Source organism: Paucisalibacillus algeriensis, from assembly GCF_000577245.1.
Lineage (GTDB): Bacteria > Bacillota > Bacilli > Bacillales > Amphibacillaceae > Ornithinibacillus.
This window is the reverse complement of sequence record NZ_CBYO010000001.1, coordinates 179,297-204,329: the sequence shown is the minus strand read 5'-3', so window position 1 is coordinate 204,329 and position 25,033 is coordinate 179,297. Positions and strand designations below refer to the sequence as shown.

Annotated in this window: 20 protein-coding genes; 4 read left to right on the top strand and 16 right to left on the bottom strand. The window is 36.7% G+C overall.

The window, feature by feature from the left end:
• Positions 1–70: 70 nt before the first annotated feature.
• The 4 genes from TY11_RS00840 to TY11_RS00825 all read right to left on the bottom strand — a co-directional run bounded on the left by TY11_RS00840 (position 71) and on the right by TY11_RS00825 (position 4,662).
• A complete protein-coding gene (locus TY11_RS00840) occupies positions 71–2,098 on the bottom strand; it encodes an iron ABC transporter permease (protein WP_042142023.1) in 2,028 nt (675 codons plus the stop codon).
• 5 nt (positions 2,099–2,103) lie between these two features.
• Positions 2,104–3,108, bottom strand: coding sequence for an ABC transporter substrate-binding protein (locus tag TY11_RS00835; RefSeq protein ID WP_042142022.1), 1,005 nt, complete (start codon positions 3,106–3,108; stop codon positions 2,104–2,106).
• A complete protein-coding gene (locus TY11_RS00830) occupies positions 3,108–3,716 on the bottom strand; it encodes a nitroreductase family protein (RefSeq protein WP_042142021.1) in 609 nt (202 codons plus the stop codon). Before TY11_RS00830 ends, TY11_RS00835 begins: the two co-directional genes overlap by 1 nt.
• Before the next feature lie 118 nt (positions 3,717–3,834).
• Positions 3,835–4,662 (bottom strand): ABC transporter ATP-binding protein, encoded by an 828-nt coding sequence (locus TY11_RS00825; protein ID WP_042142020.1) that lies wholly within the window; start codon positions 4,660–4,662, stop codon positions 3,835–3,837.
• 222 nt (positions 4,663–4,884) lie between these two features.
• Between TY11_RS00825 and TY11_RS00820 the strand changes: the two genes are divergently transcribed.
• Positions 4,885–6,486 (top strand): amidohydrolase, encoded by a 1,602-nt coding sequence (locus TY11_RS00820; RefSeq protein ID WP_042142019.1) that lies wholly within the window; start codon positions 4,885–4,887, stop codon positions 6,484–6,486.
• Positions 6,487–6,520: 34 nt separating this feature from the next.
• Here TY11_RS00820 and TY11_RS00815 read toward each other — a convergent pair whose 3' ends face one another.
• Both TY11_RS00815 and TY11_RS00810 read right to left on the bottom strand, forming a co-directional pair.
• Positions 6,521–7,255, bottom strand: a complete 735-nt coding sequence (locus TY11_RS00815; RefSeq protein WP_042142018.1) for a sulfite exporter TauE/SafE family protein — start codon at positions 7,253–7,255, stop codon at positions 6,521–6,523.
• A gap of 181 nt (positions 7,256–7,436) precedes the next feature.
• Positions 7,437–7,874, bottom strand: a complete 438-nt coding sequence (locus tag TY11_RS00810; protein ID WP_231495750.1) for a DJ-1/PfpI family protein — start codon at positions 7,872–7,874, stop codon at positions 7,437–7,439.
• Between the two features lie 240 nt (positions 7,875–8,114).
• Between TY11_RS00810 and TY11_RS00805 the strand changes: the two genes are divergently transcribed.
• Complete coding sequence (locus TY11_RS00805; protein WP_042142016.1) at positions 8,115–8,306, top strand: YbxH family protein; 192 nt, start codon at positions 8,115–8,117, stop codon at positions 8,304–8,306.
• A gap of 228 nt (positions 8,307–8,534) precedes the next feature.
• Here TY11_RS00805 and TY11_RS00800 read toward each other — a convergent pair whose 3' ends face one another.
• The gene (locus TY11_RS00800) at positions 8,535–8,720 is read right to left on the bottom strand and encodes a DUF2187 family protein (protein ID WP_042142015.1); all 186 of its coding nucleotides are present in this window, start codon (positions 8,718–8,720) and stop codon (positions 8,535–8,537) included.
• Positions 8,721–8,876: 156 nt separating this feature from the next.
• On the bottom strand, positions 8,877–9,482 hold the full coding sequence (locus TY11_RS00795; RefSeq protein ID WP_042142014.1) for a cadmium resistance transporter: 606 nt from the start codon (positions 9,480–9,482) through the stop codon (positions 8,877–8,879).
• Positions 9,483–9,627: 145 nt separating this feature from the next.
• Here TY11_RS00795 and TY11_RS00790 point away from each other — a divergent pair, with 145 nt between their 5' ends.
• Positions 9,628–10,761, top strand: coding sequence for a zinc-dependent alcohol dehydrogenase (locus TY11_RS00790; RefSeq protein WP_042142013.1), 1,134 nt, complete (start codon positions 9,628–9,630; stop codon positions 10,759–10,761).
• A gap of 249 nt (positions 10,762–11,010) precedes the next feature.
• On the opposite strand, the gene TY11_RS00785 is transcribed toward TY11_RS00790, so the two are convergent.
• The 8 genes from TY11_RS00785 to rlmD form a co-directional block, all read right to left on the bottom strand.
• On the bottom strand, positions 11,011–12,810 hold the full coding sequence (locus TY11_RS00785; RefSeq protein ID WP_042142012.1) for a M3 family oligoendopeptidase: 1,800 nt from the start codon (positions 12,808–12,810) through the stop codon (positions 11,011–11,013).
• Positions 12,811–12,886: 76 nt separating this feature from the next.
• The gene (pepV, locus tag TY11_RS00780) at positions 12,887–14,296 is read right to left on the bottom strand and encodes a dipeptidase PepV (protein WP_042142011.1); all 1,410 of its coding nucleotides are present in this window, start codon (positions 14,294–14,296) and stop codon (positions 12,887–12,889) included.
• Between the two features lie 143 nt (positions 14,297–14,439).
• Positions 14,440–17,034 (bottom strand): polynucleotide kinase-phosphatase, encoded by a 2,595-nt coding sequence (locus TY11_RS00775; protein WP_042142010.1) that lies wholly within the window; start codon positions 17,032–17,034, stop codon positions 14,440–14,442.
• On the bottom strand, positions 17,034–18,386 hold the full coding sequence (locus TY11_RS00770) for a methyltransferase domain-containing protein (protein ID WP_042142009.1): 1,353 nt from the start codon (positions 18,384–18,386) through the stop codon (positions 17,034–17,036). Before TY11_RS00770 ends, TY11_RS00775 begins: the two co-directional genes overlap by 1 nt.
• Positions 18,387–18,532: 146 nt before the next feature.
• Positions 18,533–18,775 (bottom strand): small acid-soluble spore protein Tlp, encoded by a 243-nt coding sequence (gene tlp / locus TY11_RS00765; protein WP_042142008.1) that lies wholly within the window; start codon positions 18,773–18,775, stop codon positions 18,533–18,535.
• A gap of 428 nt (positions 18,776–19,203) precedes the next feature.
• Positions 19,204–21,225, bottom strand: coding sequence for a methyl-accepting chemotaxis protein (locus TY11_RS00760; protein WP_042142007.1), 2,022 nt, complete (start codon positions 21,223–21,225; stop codon positions 19,204–19,206).
• Between the two features lie 239 nt (positions 21,226–21,464).
• Positions 21,465–21,785: a nuclear transport factor 2 family protein gene (locus TY11_RS00755; protein WP_042142006.1), complete on the bottom strand. Its 321-nt coding sequence runs from the start codon at positions 21,783–21,785 to the stop codon at positions 21,465–21,467.
• Between the two features lie 292 nt (positions 21,786–22,077).
• Positions 22,078–23,496: a 23S rRNA (uracil(1939)-C(5))-methyltransferase RlmD gene (gene rlmD, locus TY11_RS00750; RefSeq protein ID WP_042142005.1), complete on the bottom strand. Its 1,419-nt coding sequence runs from the start codon at positions 23,494–23,496 to the stop codon at positions 22,078–22,080.
• Between the two features lie 186 nt (positions 23,497–23,682).
• Between rlmD and TY11_RS00745 the strand changes: the two genes are divergently transcribed.
• Entirely contained in the window at positions 23,683–24,897 is a 1,215-nt protein-coding gene (locus TY11_RS00745; protein WP_052345680.1) for a hypothetical protein, read from the top strand.
• The last annotated feature ends 136 nt before the right edge of the window (positions 24,898–25,033 follow it).

Here is a 25,033-nt window from a genome sequence, read left to right as displayed (position 1 = left end):
ATTGTTCGTGGTACCTGGCACTTTATCGATTTAATCTAATTATTTTGGTATTTAACGCCTGAGTCCTTTTTCACATTGCTCGCTGCTTCATCAACCATAGAAAGTAAGGTGCCCCTATGATTGCAACCAATATCCCTGAAGGAATTTCATTTGGCGCTAATACCGTACGACTAAATAAATCTGCAGTTACTAATACCATGCCACCAATTAATGCTGTTACAGGCAATAAACGCTGACTGGTAGGACCCATTAATAATCGAGAGAAATGCGGAGCAATTAATCCCACAAAACCAATTGTCCCCACTGCCGCAACACTAAATGCAGCCAAAACAGTTGCATAAAATGCTAACTCGAAACGGGTAGACATCACGTTTACACCTAATCCTTTCGCCGTATCATCCCCAAATGCTAATATATCCATTCCTCTTAGACGATATAGCAGAATTGGAAATAGAATCACAATCGGCCAAATTAATAATTGGAAGAACTCCGCCCAGCCTCTAGCATATGTAGAACCCGAAAGCCAAGTTAAAGCTGATGCTACGGCTAAATCTGATTGTACAACTAAAATTTGTATAATTGCTGAACCAAGAGCTGAAATCCCAATACCTAGTAGTGCAAGAATAGTTGGCTGAAACTTAGCTCGTATAGCTAATATCATGATAAGGATAAAAAATAAAAATGCCCCAATGATTGCCCCTACCGGAATCCAAACTGCAGATACCCCAACCACAAACATCGTGAGTAAAGCACCAACACCAGCACCAGAAGTAATCCCAATCACTGAAGGATCTGCCAGTGGATTACGTAACACTCCTTGAAAAATTAAACCACTTACTGCCAAGGCCATCCCCGCAAGCAAAGCTACTAATGCTCTAGGCAACCGAATTTCTAATACCAAATTCTGCATAAATTCATTTCCATCTCCGAAAAAAGCCTGCCATGTCAGAATGGGCTCAAACCCATAGTTTCCAGATGCCAAACTTATTCCTAGTACCATCAATATGGAAACCCCTAAAACAGTTAGAACAGTAGGCAATGAATATTTTGATGCACTTTTCCCTGCAATTACGGATGTATTCTCTTCTCCATATTTCGTCTTATTCATTTTAAGCACCAAATAAATTAGCCAAGGTGCTCCAATAAGTGCGGTAATGGAACCGACTGGAAGTTCTGAGAAGGAAGGATCTATTATCCGAGCTAAGACATCTGCAAACAACAAAACATTTCCACCCCAAATAAATGAGGCAATTAATAATGGCAAATGCTTTCGATAACCAATTAGCTTAATAATATGTGGTGCCACTAAACCAACAAACCCAATTGGACCAACTACACTAACCGTTACAGCAGTTAATAATACAGCTAAAGTAACCGAGGTAATCTTAACAAAAGCTACCTTTTGCCCTAAAGCAGTTGCAACATCATCGCCTAGTGACAGCGTATTTAATTGATTTGTCATTAATAGGAGTAAAACTAACCCAACCAAAACAATCGGAAGTGAAAACTGGACACCAGACCAATCATTTTGAACAAGTGTACCAGACCCCCATAAGAATAGTCCCGCAGTTTCATTTTCATAAAAGATTTGAAGTACACTAGTTAAAGATGAAAATAAAAGAGAAACTATCATTCCTGCTAGGACCATACGTACTGGTGTCGCTTTATTACCACCAGATAAGATGTATACAATAAAAAAAGTAATGATTCCACCTAAAAAAGCAATACTAATCCCATTCCCCATTAAGGAGGCCGGGAAGAATACTGTAGCAAGTACAACCGCAAAATATGTACCAGAATGAATTCCTAATGTACTTGCGGATGCTAAAGGATTTCGTGTAACAGTTTGGAGGATAACTCCAGCTACAGCTAAAGCTCCTCCAGCAACAATACCTATTACCGCACGTGGAAGTCTCAAGCCTCTTACAGTATAATGTGCTAAGTTATCCTCTGGTTGGAAAATTGCGTCCATAATAGTACCTAGCGGAATAGCAACACTCCCCTGATTAAGATGAATAAACGTTAATATACATAAAAGGGCGGTTCCACCACCAAAGGTAAGAACCGCTTTTATTAATTTTTGAACAGATATATTCATTCAAATCACTCTTTTACCATAGCATTAACAAGTTGCTCGGTTAAAACTTTTGCTGATAGTACACCACCAAATGTCCATGTATCACCAGGTAATGCATGCATATTATCATTTTGCACAAAGCTCAATTTCTCCCAAACAGGATTACCCTTTAACTGATTCTCAAAGATATTATCTTCTTCCTGAACAATATAAAGGAACTGAGGATTTTTATCTTGGAAGTTTTGCAGTGTTTCAACTGTTACTTCACTGTAGCCATATATTTCAGCTTTATCAGATTGGTAAGCATTTTCAAATCCTAAATTGCCCATAATTTTTGCAACCATTGAGTTATCAGTAAACAGTCGAATAACTGGCGTGTTTTGAGATGAGTATGCTTGGGTTGCAAGATAGGTTGAACTTTCAATATTGGCATCAGTCACACGTTGTTTCTGTTCTTCTGTAAAGCTTTCTAAATCAGTTAGTACTTCTTTTGCCTCGAGCTCGTTATCCACAATCTTAGCTACCGTATTAAACTCATTAATCATATTTGCATAATGATCTTTAACTGCTTCTTCCCCATATGGAGAAAAAGTGACAACAGGTGCTATATCTTCTAGACTGTCAATAAATTGTTCATGGCGAAAATCCACTGCAATAATTAAATCTGGATTCAATCTGGATATCGCTTCTAAGTTTGGTTCTTGACGAGTACCCACATCTACTACAGAATCGTCAAATTCTTTTTCAATATTTACCCATTGATGAAATCCATCTAAATCAGCAACACCAACTGGTTGAATCCCAAGTGCAAGTAAATGTTCCGCAAATGACCATTCTAAAACAACGATACGTTCAGGAGTACCATCAATTGTTTGTTCTCCATAAGCGTCTTCTATTGTTATAGTTCTTTCTTCCATATTTGAATCCGTATCTTTTTCACTGGACTCGTTATCTTTTGAATCATTGGTAGAACCACAAGCTCCTAACAACACGACTAAAACTAATCCTAAAAACATTACTAATTTTTTCATCACACACGCTCCTCCACCTTTAAGTCTGATTTTACCCATTCGATTTTATGTTCAATTGGAGTTCTTTCTTTTCCTTTTGGCACTTTATTTGGATAACCAATCTGTACGACTGCTACCAATTTATGTTTTTCAGGCGAAAGTCCGATATCACGTATAAAAATCTTATCACGAAGCGTTTCTTTCGCTGTCCACATACTCCCTATTCCCTTTTCCCAAGCAAGTAATTGAAGGTTCTGGATATATGCACATACAGCAGCAAAATTTTCATCGTCCAAATATCCATTGTCTTCTTTTTCTATGTAAAATAGAATGTGATGCGGAACTGATTTGAAAAATCTATCATACGCAAGCCGTGCTTGTTGAAGCTTATCAGCACTTAATGTTTTCAAGTATCCTAATCTTATGTAACTATCGACTATCTTTTCTCCAAAGGATGATCTTGCATCATCCTCGTAAATTCTTATTTTCCAAGGTTGCTTCATATAATGATTCGGTGCATAAGCAGCACCATTCATAATCTCTAACAGTAATTCCTGGCCAACTTTTTCTGGTTTATAATCTAAAATCGTACGCCTCTCACGTATTACCTTTCTTACGTCGATTATCATCACCGCCCATTAATTGAAAATGATTCTCATTATCACACGCTTTATTATAATTGGTATTTTGTATTTGTCAATTATATTCTTATTATTCCTCGAAATAAAAAAACCATCAATGGATGGTTTAACTATTATTTCTTTTAATGTTGGAGATTGCTGGGAGTATTTGGCGTCCATTTCCATGTGGAATACACATTGGTGTACCATAAATAGGATCAAATACAACATCACATTTTAATCTAAAAACTTCTTCCACTAAATGACAGGTAACAATCTCTTCGGGTTTCCCTTGAGAACTCACCTTTTTATCTTTAATCGCAATTATATGATGTGCATAACGACATGCTAGGTTTAAATCGTGCAGGACCATAACAATGGTGCGCCCATCTTTTTCATTTAAATTATATAATAAGTCTAGTACATCAATTTGATGGGTCATATCCAAATATGTGGTTGGTTCGTCTAACAACATAATTTCAGTCTGTTGTGCCAATGTCATCGCTATCCAAGCACGTTGCCTTTGACCACCAGATAGAGAGTCTACGCTCTGGTCTTTTAAATCAATCATATTGGTTAATTCAAGTGCCTCATGTACTGCCTCTTCATCTTCATTGGTCCATTTCTTAATAATACCTCTATGTGGATGCCTTCCTTGTTTCACGAGATCTAAAACAGTAATACCTTCAGGTGATATAGGTGTTTGTGGTAATATGGAAAGCTTTTTCGCCACTTCTTTCGTTTTCATTTTGGCAATATCTTGGCCATCTAGCACAACGCCACCATTTTTCGGTTTTAACAGACGTGCCATTGACCTTAATAGTGTAGATTTCCCACAACCGTTTGCACCGATTAGAACAGTGATTTTCCCCTTTGGAATCGTTATATTTAAGTCATCTATGATAAGCTTATCCCCATAACTGATCGATAAGTCCTTTGTCGATAATGTCTGCATTGGATTCGCTCCTCTACATCCTGCTTGCGTAATCTTTTATTACATCTATATATTATATAGCTTTTTCTTATTAATCATAACCTAAGTGTATGGTGTATTAGCCTAATAGTCAATGATAATCATTTTCATTTAGAATGGATTTCATCTTTTAAATGTTCATGAATCTAATATATACTAGAATATAATACTAAATATGATACCTATTAAAAGGAGAAAGATCCCATGTCCTTATCATCTGATATCGTAATCACTGGAAATAAAGTGTTTACAGGAACTACTGACCAACCGGTACCAGCAGCTATATTAATTCGTCAAAATAGAATAATAAACGTGATTGAAAAAGAGGAAATAAATCATTATATCTCAGAAAAAACCAAGCTACATGATTTTGGTGATAAACTTATCATGCCCGGATTTCATGACTTTCATATTCATTTATTATTAGGTAGCATGTTAACGAATAGTGTTCAGCTTCAAGCTGCAACTTCGGCGTTAGAAGCTGCCAATCTCGTAGGCAAATATGCATTAGAGAACCCAGACCTCCCCATTATTATTGGAAGTGGATGGGATAACAATGCTTGGCTGGACAATGGAATTGTGCATAAACGTTATTTAGACGAAGCAGTGTCAAATCGTCCAGTAATACTCTATCAAGCTGAATTCCATAGTGTTTGGGTAAACTCTACCATGTTGGAGTTGGCAGGGATTAATGGACAAACCCTTAATCCCGAATTTGGGGAGGTAGTCATAGATGAGAATGGTGAACCCACTGGTCTATTATTAGAACATGCAGTCGGGATAGTAACAAGAGCTATGCCAATGGATACAAGACATAAAGAACAGCTATTAGAACAGTTTTTGCAAGAAGCTGCACAATATGGTGTCACCTCTGTTCACGATTTACTAAGATTACCCGAAATGAGCACAGAGGAAGCTACTATTTATGCAGATTTTGAAGAAAAAAGAAAACTAACTGCGCGGGTTCATTTTGTTGCTCCATTAAATGGAGATATATCTGAAGCAAAAAGACTTCGAGACATGTATCATTCCAATATGGTTCAGTTTACTGGTTTCAAGCAATTCATTGATGGCGTAATTACTAGCTATACTGCGTATTTGGAGGAACCATATACTAATAAACCAGAGACTTTTGGAGGAACTGTTTTTCCTGAAGATTTAATTAAAAAATGGACAGTTGAAGCAGACAAGGAAAATTTCCGTGTTCGTTTCCATTGTATCGGGGATAAAGCGGTTAAATTAGCATTGGATACTTTTCAAGAAGCACAACAACAAAATGGAAAACGAGATGCAAGACACGCTATTGAACATATCGAAATGATTAAAGAAGAAGATATTCCACGGTTTGGGGAATTAGGAGTATTAGCCTCCATCCAACCAGAACATATAAACGGCTCCTCCTATGAGGTCTTCCAAAATTTAATTGGAGAGGAACGCATGAATTTCTATATGCTACAGAAAACCTTAAAGGATGCTGGTGCTACATTAGTATATGGTAGTGATTATCCTGTAGTTGGATTAAATCCATTAACGGCTATTTATCGTGCAGTTACTCGACTTGATGATGCGGATGTTTGTTGGAATAAAAATGAGAAAGTAACATTAGCAGATGCCTTAAGAGCATACACATTTGGACCAGCTTATGGGGCTTTCCGTGAACAAGAATTAGGTACATTGGAGATTGGAAAACTAGCTGATTTGATTGTTTTAGACCGTGATTTATTCAGTGTTCCCCCTGAAGAGATTATGTCTACCAATGTAATTTTTACTATGGTAGATGGAAAAGTAGTTTATGAAAAGGATTAAATGCAAAAGCCAGTTCAAATGAACTGGCTTATCTTTACAAAACATTCTCCACAAAAACTTGCACAATTATAGCAATAGTAACGATCCTTAAAATCGGCTTCAAATAAGTCGGTTTTAATTTTTCTGCTAAACGTACCCCTATTTGCGCACCAATTACAGAACCACAGAGTAGTGTTAATGTTAATCCCCAAATAATTACTCCTGAAGAGATGTACATCATGGCAGCACCAATACAACTCGAAAAAGTGGCTAACCTTGTATAGCCTACAGCTCGAATATAATCAACCTTTAAATATGCAAATAGGTAAAGCATCAATGTCCCCTGTCCTGGTCCGAATAATCCATCATAAATTCCAATACTATAAAGGCCAGGGATACTTATTCTGGTTGGCTTCAATATATTGCCTCCGGTAAAATTCCGCTTCCCAAGCATTGAGGTGACCAAGGCAAAAAATAATAGAATAATTGCAATCACATAAAGGTGTTCAGCTGATATTAAGGATGCAATGAGGCCTCCACTAATACCACCAATAACGCTAATTGGAATAATCCAATAGCACTCCTTCATTGCCATTTTCTTTTGCCTTAACAAATGAAAAAAGCTAGAAAAAGCACTGACCGTATTGGAAACTTTATTCGCCCCAATGCTTGAATGAATAGGAACTCCTAATAAAAGCATCATTGGTAAACTTATTAATCCTCCCCCACCAGCAATAGTACCTAATGTAGTGGAAATAATACCTGTAAAAAAGATAATCAAGTATTCCATCTGCACCGCCTCCTGTATTAAGTATAGTCTTCTTATAGTATAAGTGAAAATACTAATTTAATATCAACATATATAATTAATACTTATCGGAACAAAAATAAAAAACACTTGGCTAATTGGTACACAAAAATAACCAAGCATTTTTTATCTATATTTTTTCTTAATAATTTCTATAAATTGATTATCTATTCCAATGACGATGCTGTGCCACTGCTTCAACAAACCGATTGGCAAAATTAGTACTATCATCAGTAATAACACCCGGTTTATTGGTAAACTTGTTAACATGCAACCAGTGTACTCCTTCACCAGTAGCCCCAATTGTTTTTTTATGGCTATAAGCCTCATCAAGGAAATGTGCAACCTTCTGATTAAACCTCACATCCTTACTGCTTCCTCGCACCATATAGACGGCATCATATAATACAGAGTCTGTCGTATAAACGTTTTGTGTTGCTTCTAACTGTACACCATTTGTGCCTGCTACAACTCCTTGATCCTCACTTATTATTTCTAGCACTAACCCTTCTGCATTCCAATAATTATGCACCGATTTTACTATAGGACCATTAAAACCCTCTGAAAGTATTACGGCAACTTTTCTCGTTTTAGCTGCCATAGGCGTATTTAATTGCTAAGGGCTGGAGATGACTTTGTAACGGTTGATTCCCAACTTTTTGGTGGTGCGACCCCAACATTCCAGTTGCTCATCTTAACGGTCATTTTTCCGCTTATCTGTCATTGAACCTACCTCCCCATTCATTGATATGATTTAGAAGACAAATTTATCCATATGAATTGAACTAAACAAGTAAAGCGCATACTAAAACATAAAAATATGTAGAGGAGATATTTTATAATGGGAGCAATAGAAAGAAGTGGTTATCGATTTGAACCAGAATTTAGTGTGATTGAACAAAATGGTGCGATTCATGTTTATCATGATGGTGAATTTCTGGAGGAGATTACCTTTACTTTTTCGGGAAAATATCCACTTGTTGATAAGATTGAAGAGTTAGTGGATGAGTATTGTTTAGAGCATGGATTGTAGATAAGTGTATTTGGTACGGAAGCTAAGGTTTCTGTTATTGGGCATATGATTGGATAATTTGGGCACCAGGTTAGCTTTTCAGATACAAACTTATAAACAATAGGAGCATGATTTCAATTTAAGGGAGCATGTTCCTACCAAAAGGTAGTATGAATTGATATTTCATTCCCATAGTCGACTATCCTCAACTAAAAAGCCCACCTCATAAGGTGGACTTATCACTCAACATTAAACTAATTTATAATTCTTATGGTTAATCACAGTCTTTATCGGTTCATCGCGTACTTTATTATGGCCAATCTCCACAATCACAGAGTTTTCTCGAACTACAAGAACTTTACCTTTTTTCCCTTTATGTTCTCCAGTCATAATTTCAATTAAATCGCCTTCATTTGCCTTTGTTTGTTCTGTCATAACATTACTCCTTCATTGCTTCATTTTACATTGTTACTAGTATGACTCATGACATCCGTTCAGATTCACAAAAAGTTATAATAAATACATATGAATTCCCTCCAACTGAATAATTATATCACTTTATTTCCGTTCAGTTTCAGGATAAGTCTTCTACTATATAAATAAATCTATGATTGCTTCAATCGTATCACTTTCTAGCAATACCTTCATTCCAATCCCAATAAAAACAACTGGAATGAGTATCCGTTGAAATCGTTTTACAAATCGATAGATGTTTTTCATTGAACCCACCATATGCCAAATCCCACACCAGATAGGAATCATGATGAGAAAAGTGATGATTGCAAGGATGATTTCATTCCAAGTTAGGGAAGTGAAATAGGGAACATAAATTGCCAATTCTTCTGCACCACCTACTACAGCAATTATCGCAACCCTTAAAGTGAGGTTGCTGAACATCGATATTTTGTTCAAAATCCCAGGACTTTCATTGTCTTCATCATTTTCCATTAATTCCATAACTCCTATAATGATTGGCAGTAACCCTAATAAGCCTGTCCATTTTCCAGCAAAAGAAGATATCCCAGAAATTGCAATAATTGCTAATACAAGAATGAAGGTCATTCCAATTTGTTGACCTATATATACTTGTCGTATTTGCTTTTGGTTCCTAGCATGGGCAAATAATAAAATTAAAACAAGCATTTCATCGATACCAGTAGCGATAAATGTTATGATCATTGTCATGATTGTAGCCATCAATTTATTTCCCCCTAATATAAGCTTGTACTAGAATTATAAGCTTTGTTATAGAGGAATAGACCATGATTACATATAGTCTTTGCATATATTTAAATCTAGAGCAAAAAATAACTTCATATTACTTATTCTCGGGAGGCAAACCATGAAGGCTGTCACATATCAAGGAAAATATGAAGTTGCGGTTAAAGATGTTGAAGCACCAATGATACAAGATAAAGAAGATGTAATAGTAAAAATTACATCCACTGCGATTTGTGGTTCTGATTTACATTTGTATCAGGGGAATTTTCCATTGCCGATTGGATATGTTATTGGACATGAACCGATGGGAATTGTGGAAGAAGTCGGACCTGATGTTACAAAGGTTAAGAAGGGAGATCGAGTTATTATTCCATTTACGGTCTCTTGTGGTAAGTGTCATTATTGTAACCATGATTTAGAAAGTCAATGCGATAATTCAAACCCTCATTATGACTCAGGGGGCTACTTTGGTTACTCTGAGAAGTTTGGAAATTATCCAGGTGGACAGGCTGAATATTTACGCGTCCCATTTGGAAATTTCACCCCTTTTAAAATTCCAGAGGATTGCGAGCTAGAGGATGAATCCCTTCTGTTCCTATCTGATGTACTGCCTACTGCATATTGGAGTGTGGTAAATGCCGATGTTAAAAAAGGGGACACGGTTATTGTCCTTGGTTGTGGACCAATAGGGTTGATGGCCCAACAATTTGCTTGGAAACAAGGCGCTGAGCGAGTTATCGCAGTTGACTATGTTACAAATAGACTGGAACACTCTAGACAGATGAATAAAACGGAAGTATTCGACTTTACACAAGATGAGGATATGGGTGAGACCTTAAAAGAAATAACCAAAGGTGGAGCTGACGTCGTAATTGATTGTGTTGGCATGGATGGTAAAAAGTCGCCTGCGGAATGGGTTGGGCAGAAATTAAAGCTTCAAGGTGGAACGTTAGGACCGATTCAAATTGCTACAAAGGCAGTTCGAAAAGGCGGTACTCTACAGATTACCGGCGTTTACGGTGGCCTTTACAACATGTTTCCACTAGGACCATTCTTTACTCGAAATATAACCATTAAAATGGGACAGGCACCAGCAAGACATTTCATGCCCCATTTATATGACATGATCATAAATGAAAAAATTGATCCTAAGAAAATTATCACACATAAACTGCCTTTAGCAGAAGCCTCTCACGGGTATAAGATTTTTAATGATAAAGAGGATAATTGTATTAAGGTAGTCCTGAAACCTTAGGTGGTTTTGGTCGATGCAGTGTTGCTTCTGGTTGATGCTTTTATTAACTTAGTCTTTTAAGACCATTATTATAGACAGATTTTATGCTTTTCCAGTAACTTTGTCTTTTATAGCCGCTCTAATAGACCGATTTTTCGATTTTCCAGAGGCTTTGTCTTTTACAAACTGACAGTTGTTCCAACATTTCATTGAGGGATTAACAATAAAAGGTGCTTTTCCACTAAATATGGATAAGCACCTTTCATATTATTATTGAACAAATTCATTTGTTAAACGAATAAATTCCTCAGTATCTTTTACCATTAACTGAATACCAGCTGACCAGAAGTCTTCTTTTGTGATATCTACTCCAAGATGTTTCTGTGCAAGATCTTCTACTTTCATGGAACCTGTGTCTTGCAGTAATGCAATATATTTATCCTCAAAGCCCTCTGGTTTTTTCAGATATTCTGCATAGATTCCTAAGCTGAATAGGAAGCCAAAGGTGTACGGGAAGTTATAGAATGGTACACTATCGATGAAGAAGTGTAACTTGCTGCACCAGAAATGTGGATGATAGCTATCTAGACTGTCAACATACGCTTCCTTCTGTGCTTCTACCATTAATTCATTCAATCTTTTCTCCGAAACAATCCCTTTAGCACGCTCCTCATAAAAAGCATTTTCAAATAAGAATCGAGCATGGATATTCATGAACATTGCTGTCGCATTTTCTAATTTAGAGTTTAGCAATGCAATCTTTTCTTCATTTGTTTTTGCATTTGTCACGGTAGCATTACCGATAATGGTTTCTGCAAAAGTGGAAGCCGTTTCCGCAACGTTCATGGCATAACGACGGTTTAATGTTGGTAAATCTTTCATGACATGGCTATGGAATGCATGCCCTAACTCATGTGCTAATGTACTTGTGTCAGAAGGTGAGCCTGTGAATGTCATAAAGATTCTTGATTCACCAAACTCCGGCAAACTTGTACAATATCCTCCCGGACGTTTATTTGGTCTATCCTCTGCTTCTACCCAACGGTTTTCCAGAGCATGTTTTGAAAAACCAGCAAGTTTTTCACCAAATGATGCAAAGTTTTCAATGACAAAGTCACTAGCTTCATCGTAAGTGAAACGAGTTGGTTCTGTATTGCCAATTGCTATTGGTGCATCCACATCCTGCCAACCTAGTTTTTCCATACCTAATAGTTTTGCTTTTTGGCCTAGGAAATCTAAGAAAGGCTGTTTATTATTTGAAACCGCAGACCACATCGCATTAAGTGTCTCTTCTGACATACGATTGTACTCCAAAGGCTCTTCCAAATGGTTTTTATAATCATGACTTTTTTGAAGAGTGATTCTATATCCATCTAAGTGATTAATCGTATCTGCAAAGATTGGACCAAACTTTGTCCAGGCAGCTTCCCAGTTTTCAAATAGCTGCTTACGAACTTCAGGGTCTGGATCTGCATACATTCTGTTCATTGCTTGCCCAACTGATAATTCCGTTGTTGTTCCTTCTTTATCGGTAAACGGAATCGTCATAATGGAAACAGTTGTATCATATAAATTGCTCCATGCTGATAGTCCATCTTTATTTAATTCTGCAATAAGCTTCTCTTCCTCTTCTGATAACAAACGCTTGCCGTCGTTACGAATTTCATTTAATGAGAAAGAAACTTCTTGTAAATCATTGTCTTCTAATAGTGTTTTCCAATCTTCATCTGAGATGGCGACTAATTTCTTCGTGAATGTGTTTGAAAGTTTTTGAACTTCACTATATAGATTCATAATCTGTCCCATTACTACGTTTGCATTCTCGTCATTCATATAAGCATCATGCCACATTTGGACAAATGTTCTTGATTGGCCAAGGCCTTTACCGATTTTTTCTTGGTTTTGTAAGATAGCTTTAAAAGCATCAACAGAATTAGTATCCCAATCCTTTAATAGCTTTCCAAGCCCCTCAATATCTTCTTCAACAGTCTTTAGTTTAGCCTGAAGTTCCTCAGACTTGGTTCCCCCAGGGAATATTGTATCCAAATCCCAAGTATCAACGTATTTCATCTTACCCTCTCCTTTTCAGTGCCTGTCACTCCCCGAATATTGTCATATCTTGTCGAAGCGACACGCTAGCCCTTTTTTACTTTGCTAATTCATAAATAGCTTGTGCATAAATCGCTGATGCTTTAAATAAATCTTCGATGATCGCATATTCATCCTTCTGATGCATGACATCTTCACGGCCTGGGAACATTGCCCCAAAGGCAACTCCTTTATCTAGGGCACGAGAATAGGTTCCGCCTCCGATTGCAAGGAGATCTGCTTTTTCACCAGTTTGTTCTTCATACACTTTTTGTAATGTCTTAATCAGTGGATCGTCCTTTTTTACATATGTAGGCTTAGAATCCGTAAAGTTTTCCAATTGAAGTCCCTTTTCTTCTATTGTCGCTTCAATTTTCTTCTTTCCTTCACCTATATCAAATGTAACAGGATAACGCATATTTAGTCCAATACGGCCACCTTCTTTTTTACTAAAACTCATAACACCAACATTAATGGTTAATTCACCTGATTCTTCATCTGCATATTCAATGCCAAATACTTCCCCACGAGACTTCTCATGAAATTCTGATACTGTATCTACATATTTAACACCAGCATCATCTAAGTCTAGTGTTTTTAGATATTCTGCCAGGAAGGTTCCAGCATTTTTCCCATTACGTGGTTCAGCACCGTGTGCACTCTTTCCAACTAGCGTCAATACTAATTCACTATCTACAAAATTGGCATCGCCCTCAAATTTCATTTCCTTTAGATAAGCAAGGTAGTTCTGAATTTCAGCGGTATCCGCTTCATCAACTTTAAGATGAACTTTTGCATAATCTGGAACCATGTTATAGCGACGTCCTGATTGGAAAGAAACCATTTCATATTTCGCATTGGATTTACCCTCTTGAAAAGGTTGTACCAAATCATAATCTGAGATTCCTTTTTCGGCAAAAATAATAGGGAAGTCAGCATCCGGAACGAAACCAGTTGTTGGCATCTCCTCGTGTTTAAAATAGTGGTCTACACAACGCCAATCACTTTCTTCATCTGTCCCAATAATTAAACGTACTCGCTTGCTAAGTGGTAAGCCTAATTCATCTACAATCTTCATACCATAATAGGCTGCTATTGTTGGCCCTTTATCGTCACTAGAACCACGTGCATATATTTTCCCGTCTTTTACTTCGCCACCATACGGATCGATACTCCATCCGTCTCCCTCAGGCACAACATCTACATGACCAAGAATGCCAACTAGCTCTTTACCTTCCCCCATTTCGACGTGACCAGCAAGATTTCCAACATTTTTACTTGTAAATCCGTCCTTTTCGCCTAAATCTAACATATATTGAAGTGCATCTTTTAATCCTTGTCCAAGTGGTGCATCTTCTTTGGCATTTTCTTCGTCTAATACACTTTTAATTCTTAATAGACCTTGTAAATCACTAATGAAATCATCTTTTCTTTTTAATACCTCTTCTAGCCAATTAACTGAACTCATGCTGTGTACACTCCTTTTCTATGATTCAAACAAACGTTTGATTAGATGTCTTTTACCCTTCTACCTTATCTATTTTACCCCTTCGATTCTCTTTTACATAATGCAATGTATTATTAGGTTTGTTTCAGCCTCATTTCCAACAATTAAAGCCTCGGGTCAACCGGATCCGATTCCATGGCAAGTGCACCTAGAACACATTCATGGACCCTTTCAATGGACTCACCATTAACAAACCTGTTAATCCCTTCTACTCCGAGGGCAAATTCTCTGAGTGCAAGCTTTTGTTTTTTTGATGTGTTTCGCTCCTTCAATCTTGTAAGGTTATCTTGGTTTAAATAATCCATCCCATAAATGATGTTTAAATACTTTCTTCCTCTAACCTTCATTGCTGGTTGGATTAGTTTTCCTTTATGTTTTGAGATAAAGAATTCAGGCTTTATCACAATTCCTTCATGACCATTCGTTGTAATAGCTTCCCACCATTGAGTAACCGCTTCCTCACTTGAATTATCCTCAATAACCATATACTCTGTTTCTACAAAAATATCGATCATCTTTGCAAACTCCCGATTCATCTCCATATGCCATGTATGGGCTTTATGGAAAAACGTCTGTTTACTATGAGCTAATACGTGAAACGGAGCGATTTGAATTTGTTTAATCCCTTCCACATCCCAGCAATATTTTTGAAAAACCTCATGAAAGACGTGTGCGTTATTCAATTTTTCTTCATATTCCTGTAGCCAATTCTCTACATCTGGATTACTATGAACAGTCTCCTTCAACTTATCTTTCAATATTCTTCTGTCCAAGATAGCATTTTCCGATACATGTGCATATTGATTACTAATTAGTTCTTTCGCCTTTAGATTCCAAGGCATAATCTCGGCATCTAAAAGCACATAATCGGTATCATACTTCCTAAAATAATCATTTGATCGTAGGCCCTTATTAATTTTTAGCAGGATTTCTTTTTCTGTTTCTTCCTTAAAAAATCTTCTACCTGTTCTAGTATAAATAACACCTAGTGTTTCTCTTCCAACGTAGTTAAGTCCTGTTTCGCGATCCTTAAATAGTAAGAGTACACCTCTACTACCCATGTGTTTCTTCTCTGCCACCATACGTTCAATTCCCATGCTGCGGTAATATTCTATTACCTCTCTTGGATGCTCAAGATAATCATCTAAAACAGATGGTTTTGGCGTCGGACTCATGGTTGGTGGAATATAGACAAGCTCTTCCATTGGAACTGTAAAATGGGATACGGTATCAATAGCTGGGATTGCATGTTTTTTAGGTACATGTATTTCTCCCATATCATCCGTTAAAACAGAATAGCCATTTACAAACTTAGTAATATTAGGCGGATTTAGCCTATTCTTCTCCCACTCTATTAATGGGTTATTACTTCCATCAGAGTAATCTTTCGCAGCTTTCACAGAAACAAATTCTTTTTCCGGATACTGAAAAGCAGTTAGTTCCCCTCCGAAAACAACCCCTTGATCAATATTAATCGTATTGTTAATGATAAGTGGCCTCGGTTTAGGATCATGCCCCCATACTATTAAACTATTAGTCTTATGGTGGATGGTCCAATCTTTTCTTATCGGTTTTCCACTCTCATCAAAACCACCTGTATCCCCATACCGACAAAAATCACTAATCTCATATGATTGCTTCCCAATAAATTCATCCTTAATCCCAGCATGGGTGCATACTACTATTGGCACAGAGTTTTTTGTCAGGACATAATGAGAAGGTGCATTCAGAAGTAATTGTTTTATTTGTTGTTTCAAATCTTTCGTTCGTTCTTCACCGTATTGCTCCTGAAATTGATTGATTTCCTCTTCAATTAGTTCATCGCCATGACTTAAGGTTACTTTTCTACCGTCTAACCATCTAGCAATTTTCCAACCATGATTACTGTCAATCATGTAAGCAAGGCCTACATTCACATGTCTCAAGAAAAATTCCATCGTATCTAATGATTTTGGACCCCGGCTCATGATGTCCCCAAGTGATAAAAACCTTCTGCCATCAGGGTGAATATAGTAATTCTCTCTATTTTTCTCATATCCTAGTTTTTCTAAGAGTAAAATCATCTCATCATAGCACCCATGAATATCACCGATGATATCTACACCATTATCAATATTGATTTCGATAGGGTTATTACTTTTTCTGATTAATGTAATGTCCTCCATGTCAGAGAGAAAGTAAGAAGCGATATAGCCTTCCTTTTTGATAAATCGCTTCTCCCTTTTAAATGTTTGGTATTGTTGTTTAATCCTTCGCTTTCCACGGGGATTTTCCCGTATATCATCTCTAGCAAGTAACGTATTCTGATCGATATCAAAAACAAGTGCCATAATTGGAACATGGCATTTCCTAGCTATCTGGATATATCGTTTACGATCATCACTGTGTAAATGGGTTGCGTCCACAAAGGTCATCTTGTTTAACAAACATCTTTTTTCAATAAGAGAGTCCATCAAGGAAAAGGCTTCCTTTGAAATAACTTGATACTGATCAATAATTCCATCTGCCTCATCCTTTGGTCGATTCTTCCAATCCATAAATTCTATATTACTTACAAGTACCCGAAAATCATCTGAACTAACAACCTCGGAAGAAAGGATCTGCTTGGTATCTATTAAGTTCTGTAAGAAAGTAGATTTACCACTATTTGAAGGTCCTACGAGTAATACGATTCCGGAATATGGTAATCTGATTTCCATCATTGATTCTCCTTTCTCGTGAACATACCCATTTGGGTCGGATATCCGAATGTTGGATGTTCTTCCCCAATACCCTCGAATGTTAATTCATAACTACCTGGGTTATGTGAATTGCACCATTCCTGAAATTCCACTCTTGTCCACTCAAACCGGTGATCGCTGTGCCTGTATTCTTTCCCCATATCATAAACTTGATTATATTCCTGGTTCGGTGTAGTAATGATTAACGTCTTAGGTTTGTACTCCCTTAAAATGGTGCCCATAATCTTAGGTAATCGATATTCATCAATATGTTCAATGACTTCACATAACACTATCACGTCTTTGGACTTCAGTCTCTCATCAAAATAAAAAAGAGAACCCATTACAGGGGTTGGTTGGAGAAAGTTCTCCTTACCCCTTAATTCTTCAAAACGTTTTAATGCTTTCAAAGCAGCAACCTCTGAAGGCTCTACTGCTAATATTTCTTTTACCCCTTTCACAAAACCTAAACGTACGGAAAGCTTGCCTTCTCCAGAGCCAAAGTCAACAATACTCTCTCTATTAGTAAGATTCTTGATGTAATCAATGATTTTCTCATACCTGAGATCATTCAACCGTACTCTTTTCTCCGCCGCTTTTCCTTCAGATTTGCTTTTAGCATCCATTTCCACCGAATCTAATAATTCTTTAAAACGAAGTGCCCGACGTAAGATAAACTCCCTTTGTGGATGAGTATCCATCCACCCCTCACCATATCTTTCAATCTTTTCAATTTCTTTTTCATCGATATAGTAATGCTTATAATTATCCAATACTGGAATTAACATAAAGATTTGTCTTATTCCATTCTGTAGAGTGGTTAATCCCTTTAACGTAACAAATCTAGCAGTACTCTTACTTTTTATATTAACTTGGTAATCTACCTTGCCATAAGTAATTTCCACTTCATATCCCAAAGGTGCAAACAAATCTATAATTTGTTTATCCGATAAGTCCGATGTCAATGGACCAAAACTAAATTGAAAATTGAAGGCATGATTTACCCATGATGCATATTCTTCCTTTGGCTTTCCGTTCAGAGCAGTACCAAGAGCAGACCTTAAGAAGGAGCAAAAAATGCTACTTACTACAAATTCTCTATCATTTATGTAAGAAGTAATATCATAGTTTTCCGAGCTATTTCTTGAAAGGTTGATTGGGTCAGGTGTTACAAAGAATGTCACTTCTACTTCTTCACTTGTAAACTTATTATAAAACATTCTAACTAAGTGACCGTTATTGCTTCGTTCATATAGATTATTAGGGTTTTTAGCAAGTAAATAGGAGATTACCTCAACATTACTGCCTGTTGCATGAATCGTTAACTGCATCGTAACACCTCTTTTATGTACCAATTTTATACAAATATACCATAAGAATTAGTAGGACACACCATCTAGTTCGGTAAAACTTTTGGCTGTTTTTATTATTATCACGTCTATAACAGACAAAGGACTAAGACAAGCTCCCCTAAGTCTCAGTCCTTTATTTCATCTTTTTTCCGTGCAGCCATTTCATCTTTCATTTCTTTCTCCATAGCAACGATCGATTGTTTTCGTCGCTCATTCTTTTGTTTTATAATTTCTTGTTCCTCTGGATTTGCAAATTCTAAACTAGTTTCAGCATCCTTTAATTTTGCCTGCGTATTTTCTATCATGTCATGTAAACGTTCCACGTTATTATTTCTATTATCGGGCTTTGGTTGTTTATGATTTGACATTATGAACCTCCAACTATTTCTAAACTTTATTTTAGTTTGGTTCTTTTTTACCTTTTGTATGCAAAGAACTATTCCATTGCTATTACCTTGAAATTGTCTATCGGTCCCCCAAAGCCTGTTATAAGGTATTTTATCTTCATTCGTCATTTTTCTAAGCTTGTATAGGTATATATATGATGAACATATCTTAATACATGAAAAAGCCTTCCTGATTAGGAAGGCTTACACACGACACGGTACATCTATTAATTTTTTCTAACAAATACTGTACAACAATCCAAATGCATCGTATGCGGAAATAGATCAACTTACTGAACCTCAACAAGCCTATCCCCCCAAAAAGTCTTAGGCTCCTGTAAAGGGGGGCAGACCCCGTAGTCCAAAGGAGAATCCTAACTGTTCGTGGAGTTATTCCTGAAAATGAGAATTTACAATTTAAACTTCCTAACAACTTCTTCTAGTTGGCTGGCTAGCTCTGATAACTTCACACTCGCACCAGCAACCTCCTCAACAGATGCAGTTTGTTCTTCTATAGATGCAGATGCTTGCTCAGTGGAAGCAGCATTTTCTTCAGCAATTGCAGAAAGTGATCTTAATACCTCAAGAATCTCTTCCCTCATTTGATTCATTTCTTTCCCAGATACACTTAGATTATGAACTAATTCAATTGCTTTCTTCATAGCAACCTCGATTGTTTGATATTTTTCTCTGTTGCTTTTAACACTGTTTGCCTGTTCTTTAGAAATCTCAACAGCTCGATTCATCGTTTGCACGGAATTATTGGTGTTATGTTGTAATTCACTAACAATCTCATCAATAACTTTTGTCGAATTGGAAGTTTGCTCAGATAATTTTCTGATTTCCTCAGCAACCACCGCAAATCCTCTACCAGCTTCTCCAGCACGAGCAGCTTCGATTGAAGCGTTTAAGGATAATAAACTTGTTTGCGAAGCAATTGATTCGATCAGACTACTTGCCTCACTAATCTTTCTAGAACTATCGTTTGCCCTATTAACTACCTCATAAATCTCTTCCATGTTCGAGGTGCTTTCCTCTGTAATCTTGCTTAAGGTATCAATTTCTACAATACCTTCTTCCACAACACTTCTTACTTGTTCAGAAGAGTCATTCACTTCTTTTATATAATCATCAACAGTCTGAATTGTTTTTTCTAACATGCTAGCTTTAGAATGACCTTCCTCTGTATTTCTAGCTTGCTCATTAGCTCCTTCAGAAATCTCTTGTACTGCTATAGAAACCTCTTGGGAAACTGCGGAGGATTGCTGTGAAGTGGCAGTTAGTTCTTTTGAAGAAACTGCTAACTGCTTGGAAGAATCACTAATATTATTTACGATATCTCTAAGCGCTTTTGTTAGTCCTTGAAGTGAATTTGCTAAATCGCCCACTTCATCCTTTTTCTTAAGGTGTTTTTGATCCATATCTTTTGTTAAATCTAATGCTGTAATTCTCTTAGAATGCTTAATAATCTCTACGATTGGATTCACTATTGATCTACCAATCAGGTATGTAAGAACAATACAAAGTATAATAATAACTATTGAAATTAATAAAATAGTTTTCTGTAGTCTTGGAATAGCCTCTAATACCTCGTCCTCAACAGCTAGAAGGATGTATGACCATTCTGTTCCTTTAATTGGTGCATAACCAGCTATGTAATTAATTCCATCATAGGTATAATCCGTTGTTCCGCTCTTCTCCGTTATAGCTTTTTCTACCATAGATGCTAAACTAGAAAAAGAATCATCCTCTTCCGCTGCTATAATTGGATTCATTTGCATAAATACATAATCAAGTACTGGGTAAGCAATAGTAGTACCATTACCGTCTACCATATAACCAAAGCCACTTTCTTTATATCCAATATCTGCAACTAAATCCGTTAAGTAAGCCCCATCTTGATATCCTACTATAGCTCCAACTACCTTGCCGTTTGCTTTAATAGGAACCGATTGCATTAATATTAGCTCTTCAGAATTCGAATCAACCCCAAAGTAGACGCCTGTTGAATCGCCATTTAGTGGTGCGCTGATTGAATGGGTTGAATCATATTTCACTGTATTACCTTTAGAATAAGTAACGGTCCCATCCATTTGCATGATTCCTATATCTGTAAACGATGAATTTTTCAATATATCTTCTATAAGAGCTTTTTGCTCATCCCAATTCATACTTTTAATTTGATTCAAGGATGATATTGACTCTATCGTTTCTTTATGGGATTCTAATCTTGCTGTTACTAGTTTCGCTTCTTCAGCAGCAACAGAAAGCACTGTATTTCTTGCCTCTTTTACTACAATATCACTAGAAACATTAATAGCAACTACACCGATGCTAATGGATGAAAGTAATAATAATATGGAGAAGGAAAGTATTAGTTTAAATTTAATGCCTGTTAGATTACTACGATTAAAACTTAATTTCTTAAACATCTAGATACCCTACCTTTATAGTATTCCCTCGTTGTAACTGGTAATGTGATGATGTTTACTTTTATCATTATAGGACATATAGCACAGGTATTAAGGCCTATATAAAAACCAAAATAAAATAGCTCCCTGTAAAGTAAGGTTCTGTGATAACTAAATCCTTACCAATTACGATAGAGCTAAGAATCCAAACCGTAATTAATGATTAATCTCTATATCTATTTCAATAATCATTTAAACTATTATCTAGGTCTTACTATGTACTCATGAATTAATCCATCTTTAAGAGTCGCACAGCCAACACATTCTAATTTAACATCACCAAGATAGACATTATATTCAATTGAATTATTATTTACTTTAACAATTTCAGCACGAACTTTATTATTTTCCCACACAGATTCAAATGCTTTTTTCACTGCTTCTCTTCCATCAACTACTAAATCATCTACATTTATCGTTCTTGCTCCACCATCATTAAAATGACAGTCTTCCGTGAATAGGTTGGAAATACCTACAAAATCACTCTTATTCATTAATGCAATATAGTCTTCTAAAATCATTTGAGCCTCTCCTTGTTGTGTAATTTATAGTCTAATAGTCTAATAGCCCTAAATGATAAAAATAACATCATAATGACTATTCTATTGATAACTTCTATACACTGTCAACATGGAAAATTACTCAAATTTAGGTCGAGGTTTATCTCTCCATTTTAAAATATAGTAATCATCCTCTTTTCGACTTATAAAGATTATTACTAAAAAGCGCCCGAAAGACGTATGGTAGAATAGGTTTCCGATCCATCCATAGGTTTTTCAAGCGCTCTATTAAAATTTCCATATCAAAGAATTCTTACATTTCACCATTTAAGTCTTCTAAATCATTACTTAAAACTAACAATGCCACACACTCCACATGCATCGTATGCGGAAAAAGATCCACCGGCTGAACTTCAACAAGTTCATATCCAAATGCCTCAAGCTCCTTAATATCTACAGCAAAGGTATCCGGATTACAAGAAACATAAACTACACGTTCCGGTTGAGCACGTCCAATACGACGCATCACTTTACCACCAGCACCAGAACGAGGTGGGTCAAGTAACAATAACTCCGGAATTCCAAAGCTCTCTAATACTTCATCAATTCCTCTTCGTGCATCTTTTGCTAAGAAATACGTATTTTCAATTCCATTATCCTTCGCATTTCGCTTTGCAGATTCGATGGAAGTTTCCACAATCTCAATACCTGCTAACTTACCAACTCTGCTTGCAAATGGTAGGGAGAATGTGCCAACACCACAGAACAAGTCAATCATTTTCTCAGTTTCTTTAGGTTTGCCCATTTCCAGTGCCAACTCAACTAACTTTTGCGCTTGAGTAGGGTTTGTTTGGAAGAACGTGTCGAACCAAATACGATAACGGTAACCTAACATTTCATCATAAATGAAGTCGCGTCCTGCTAGTGTGTGAGTTTCTTCCGCTTGTGTACGGTCAGCCCAATCGGTATTTTTAAACCACATTAAGCTCTTTACTTCAGGGAATTTCTCTGTAATTCTTTCTTCTAAATCTTTTGCTGCAGCTTTAAGTTCACCATATGGAGATTCTGTTGCAAATAAACCTAGCATAACTTCTCCAGTAGCAAATGACTGTCGAACCATTAAGTGACGAAGAAGTCCCTCATGGGTGTCTTTATCATACCCTGATAATTCATGATCCTCCGCCCAATCTGCGACCTCCATAGTAGCTTCTACCATTTCCTTACCAGCAATTAAGCATGTCTCTAAAGAAATGACCTTTCTCCAGTTTCCAAGCTCATGAAGCCCTAAAGAACCATCCTTGGCAAAGGTAAATTCCATCTTATTACGGTAATGCCATGGGTTGTCCATTCCAATAGTGTCATGTACTAGATTGGAATCAAAGCCCTGCTCTTCCAAGACCTTCTTTACATGGTCCGTTTTTTGGTTTAGCTGTCCCGTATATTTCCAGTGTTGCCATACACAACCACCACATCGTTCAAAATGTGGACAAGGGGCTTCTACTCGTTCTGAATGAGCTTCCACTATTTCTTCTGGCATGACTCTTGTTCTCTTTTTCTCAGGTTGTCCAACGGTAACCCGAACTTTTTCCCCAGGTAACGTTTGCGGTATGTTAAGTTTTAATTTCCTGGGGTTAACCTCACCAATATCACGCCAAACAACGGATCGCCCTGAACCCTTCTTATCTAAATCATTAATTTCTGCGATATATGTTTCACTTTTTGTTGTAGTCAAGATTTGCTCCTCCTCTCAAGCTTTGCTTATCTATAAAAATGTCTCTAGCATTCAATCTTAACTTATTAGCAATTTTGCATACTTACCTATTATAGCGGAACAATGCTTAATTGAAAATGACCATTCATACATAATCCGTAATTCTAGAAGGATATTAGTATAGATAAACAAAAGGAGGTTTATTACTTGTTCCGGTTACTTCCATTCATCATGACGATATGTATTCTTTTTCCGATAGTTACTTTTGCGAGTACCAATAATACAAAAGCTACTTTTATTCGAGACGGGAATCTTTGGACGCTTATTGGCGACAAAGAAACACAAATAACGAAAAAGAAGAAAGTATTTAATCCTAGGTGGTCGACTGATGGAAAATGGATTCTGTATCAAGTTGTATCTACTAATAAATTTGGAGAAGAAAATGAAATTTGGGTATATAACCTCGAAACAAAAGAAAGGAGACGTGTCGCTCGAAATGGATATTCTCCTACCTGGGCACCAAATAAAAATGTTATTGCCTTCAATGACAGGAGTATTTTGGATATTTCCGATTTAGAGAAGTTTTATAATATCGCAATGGGTGTAAATGATTTTACCTGGTTGCCAGATGGTAGTGGCTTTCTACTCTCCTCTTCCGGTTTTCTTAAGCCAGATGGATGGACCAGTGCAAACATATACACAAAAAAGGTAAATGAAAACTATGAAGATATCCCCATAATTGGGGAGGTTGATTACTTTTTTACCTTACCTAAGGAAATTAGAAATGGCAACGAAACCATATTGGCTATAAATGCAGGGGATTTTGTATATTCTCCGAGCGGTAATTGGATTTCCTTTATCGTCTCTCCAACCGCTTCCTGGGCAATGGATAGTAATATGCTTTCTGTAATAGACAGAAACGGAAAAAACTTTGAAGTATTAGATGAGATAACGACCTTCAGTGTAGGAATGCCAAAGTGGGCACCATCTACTGATACGATTGCCTTTATTGCTGGTGGAGGTAGGCTTACTTTTGGTTTTAAAAATAAGGACTTGAAAATACATGAAATGCCTACATCCGTCCAGTACACACCGGAAAATTATGTCGATATAGACTTTGATTGGGTATCTGATGATCTGATTGTTACTTCTAGGATGGAAGAAGGGAAATGGTCTGAACAACCATTACCAATACTGTATTCCATTAATATAGAAGATAACAAGCAAGTAGCAATAACCACCCCCCCAAATGGGTATGGGGATTATAATCCACAATTTGTAGAATCACTTAGGAAGATTATTTGGTTGCGGGGAAAATCAATTACGGATGAAGAATCAACGCTTTGGAAGTCAAACCCTGATGGCACCAAGGCAGAAGCTTGGATTAAGAATATTGATTCAATTGAATTTTACGGAAAGTAAAAGAAGAGCTGGGACAAAAGAGTTTTAGTTGATGAAAATCCTAACGAATTTGACAAGCGCGTAGACCCGCTCCGGAAATATATTATTCTTTGGCGAATCGTTCAGGTCTTCAACTTAACCTCTTAATTATGTCCCA